We start from the raw sequence: 3,377 nt of genomic DNA, 5'->3' as shown, positions 1-3,377 counted from the left end.
CTGGACTCCTTCGCCCAGCCGGCCAGCCGGCCGCGGATCCGCTCCCGCGCGGCGCGCATTGAGCTGCGAAAAAACCACCGCGCCGCGGGCACCCCGGCGGCGGGCGTCACGGGCGAGCCGGTGCTGGCGTCCGGCCTGACCAGATAGCGGCACCGGGCGGATACTCGGGCGGGTGGCCGATTCGTTCCTAGCAGGGCAGGGGACAATGGGAGTCATGAGCGTCAGCGAGCCCGGGATCGCCCTAGGCGACTCGCCTCTCCAGCCTCACGACCAGTATTCGGAAATCGCAGAGATATCGGAAATCTCAGACATGTCCACGCGTCAGGACGAGGCGCCGCCGGTGCCGGCGGACCAGCACGAGGGCGACGGCGCCCTGCTCACGGACGGTACCACCGGTGCGGCGCTGCCCGCCGACCGGTACCTGGACCGGGAGCAAAGCTGGGTCAAGTTCAACCAGCGGGTCCTCGAGCTGGCTGAGAGCGACGAGACGCCGCTGCTCGAACGGGTGCGGTTCCTCGCCATCTTCGCCTCTAACCTGGACGAGTTCTTCATGGTCCGGGTGGCCGGCCTGACCCGCCGGATGGTCGCGGGCTTCCCCGTGGAGGGCGCCGACGGCCAGCTGCCCGTCCAGGTGCTGAAGAACACCCTCGGGGGCGCCGCCGAGCTCACCGAACGGCAGTCGGCCGTCTTCACCGACCGGGTGCAGCCGGAACTGGCGAGGCACGACATCGAGATCCTGCGCTGGAAGGAACTGGAGGAGCGGGAGCGCGACGACCTGACCCGGCTGTTCAAGGACCGGATCTACCCGGTCCTCACCCCGCTGGTGGTCGACCCGGCGCACCCGTTCCCCTTCATCTCCGGCCTGTCCCTCAACCTGGCCGTCATGCTCGCCGAGCCGGGCACCGGCGCCACCATGTTCGCGCGCGTCAAGGTCCCGCCGAACCTGCCGCGTTTCCTCAACGTCACCGCGCGCCGGTTCGTGCCGATCGAGGACGTGATCGCGGCGCACCTGGACGACCTGTTCGCCGGCATGGACATCGTCGAGCACTACGTGTTCCGGGTGACCAGAGTCCGCGACCTCGAGGTCGACGAGGACCTCACGGAGAACCTGCTGCAGGCCATGGAGCGCGAGCTCGCCAAGCGGCGATTCGAGCCGGCGGTCCGCCTCGAGGTCGAGGCGGACATGGCCAACGACGTGCTCTGCCGGCTGGCGAAGGAGCTCAGCGTCGACGAGGACGCCATCTTCAAGGTCAACGGCCCGCTCGACCTGGCGGGCCTGGACGTGATCGCCGACCTGCCGATCGGTCAGCTGCGCTATCCCGCGTTCGTCCCCTCGACGAAGGCGGTGCCGGCCGACGTGAGCATCTTCGCCACGCTCAACGAGCGTGACGTGCTCGTGCAGCATCCCTACGACTCGTTCACCACGACCGTGGAACGACTGGTCGAGGAGGCCGCCGCCGACCCGCGGGTGCTGGCCATCAAGCAGACGCTATACCGGACCGGCGAAGAGTCGCCGATCGTGGACGCGCTCATCGACGCGGCCGAGGCCGGCAAGCAGGTCGTGGTGGTGGTCGAGATCAAGGCCCGGTTCGACGAGCGCGCCAACATCATCTGGGCGCGCAAGCTCGAGGAAGCCGGCTGTCATGTCGTCTACGGCTTCGTCGGGATGAAGACGCACGCCAAGGTCATGCTGATCGTCCGCGAGGAAACGGACGGCTCGCTCAAGCGGTACTGCCACATCGGCACCGGCAACTACCATCCGGCGACCGCCCGGCTGTATGAGGACTACGGCCTGCTCACCGCCAACCGGGAGGTGGGCGAGGACGTCACCGACCTGTTCAACCACCTCACCGGCTACAGCAGGAAGATCGGCTACCGGCGGCTGCTCGTCGCGCCCGAGGCGCTGCGGGCCGGCATCGTGGGCAGGATCGGGCGGCAGGCGGCGCGGGCCAGGGCCGGCAAGCCGGCGAAGATCGCGTTCAAGTGCAACGCGCTCGTCGACGAGATGGTGATCGACGCGCTGTACCGGGCCGCGCAGGCCGGCGTGACTGTCGACCTGTGGGTCCGGGGGATGTGCGCGCTTCGACCCGGTGTGCCTGGTTTGTCCGATACCATCACGGTGCACAGCATCCTGGGCAGGTTCCTCGAGCACTCGCGCATCTACGCGTTCGGCACCGGCGAGCCGGATCCTGACCCGCAGCCAGGGGAGGATCCGGAGGCGGGCAACGAGGTGTGGATCGGCAGCGCGGACATGATGCACCGCAATCTGGACCGCCGGGTCGAGGCCCTGGTCCGGGTGGGCGACCCCGCGCATTGCGCCCGGCTGCGCTGGCTCATCGCCCAGGGCATGGACGAGGGAACGTCCTCGTGGTGGCTGGACAGCGATGGCGACTGGACCAGGCACGCGCGGGACGCCGGCGGCCAGCCGCTGCGCGATGTGCAGGAGACCCTGATCAGAGAAAAAAGCCGAGGTCGCAGCGCTGATGGCTAACAATAAGCCGCCCGACAGCAAGGAAAGCAAGCTGATCCTGGCGGCTGGTGCGGTCGCCTGGCGGCCGGGCCGAGACGGGGGCGAGCCCGAAGTACTGCTCGTGCACCGCAAGAAGTACGACGACTGGTCGCTGCCCAAGGGCAAGACAGAGCCTGGCGAGCCGCTGCTGCTCACCGCGGTCCGTGAAGTCTTCGAAGAGGGCGGCGCGCGGCTGATCCTCGGCCGCCGGCTGACCTCGGTGCGGTACCAGGTGGGCGGCCGGCCCAAGCGGGTGCACTGGTGGGCGGCCCGGGTCTCCGGCGTGGACGAGGCGGCGGTGCCGAACGACGAGGTCGACGAGGTGACCTGGGCCGTCCGGCCGCAAGCCGGCGAGCTGGCCAGCTATGAGCACGACGTGCGCGTGCTCGGCGACTTCGCCAGCCGGCCGGCCGACACGGTACCGCTCATCCTGGTGCGGCACGCCACGGCGGTGCCCCGCTCGAAGTGGAAGGGCGACGACGGCGAGCGGCCGCTGGACAGCACCGGCCGTGCCCAGGCGAAGCTGCTCGCGCCGCTGCTCGCGGCCTTCGCCCCGCACGCCCGGGTGATCAGCTCCGCGGCCACCCGCTGCATGGACAGCGTCGGCCCGTACGCGGAACTGACCGGCGCGCAGGTGCGGGCAGAGCAGGCGCTGCAGGTCCGGTCATCAGGAACGGACCCGGCCGCCTCCGCGGCCCTCATCGCCGAGACCATCGGCGCGGGCGAGCCCGCGGTGGTGTGCGCGCACCGCGAGAACGTGTCCCTGCTGCAAGCCGCGGCCATCGGGGCGCTGGGGCCGCCCGACGGGACCCTCCTGCCGAGCGAATGGGCCGATGAGCTGCCGACGGCAGGCTTCTGGGTGCTGCAC

At 70.2% G+C, this 3,377-nt stretch carries 2 protein-coding genes; both read left to right on the top strand.

Translation table 11 applies throughout. From position 1 onward, the window contains the following. The first annotated feature begins 310 nt into the window (after nucleotides 1–310). Entirely contained in the window at nucleotides 311–2,491 is a 2,181-nt protein-coding gene (locus WA805_RS27710; RefSeq protein ID WP_422287744.1) for an RNA degradosome polyphosphate kinase, read from the top strand. Next, nucleotides 2,484–3,377: NUDIX domain-containing protein (locus tag WA805_RS27705; RefSeq protein ID WP_425243804.1), on the top strand; the 894-nt coding region annotated here is incomplete at its 3' end. The genes WA805_RS27710 and WA805_RS27705, both read left to right, overlap by 8 nt.

The organism is Trebonia sp. (genome assembly GCF_049794275.1).
GTDB lineage: Bacteria > Actinomycetota > Actinomycetes > Streptosporangiales > Streptosporangiaceae > Trebonia.
Note: the sequence above shows the minus strand (reverse complement) of the source record. Positions and strands in the feature narration are given on the sequence as shown.

Coding starts and splice junctions, on each gene's coding strand:
- WA805_RS27710 (WP_422287744.1), top strand. CDS start 311: ATGTCCACGCGTCAGGACGAGGCGCCGCCGGTGCCGGCGGACCAGCAC.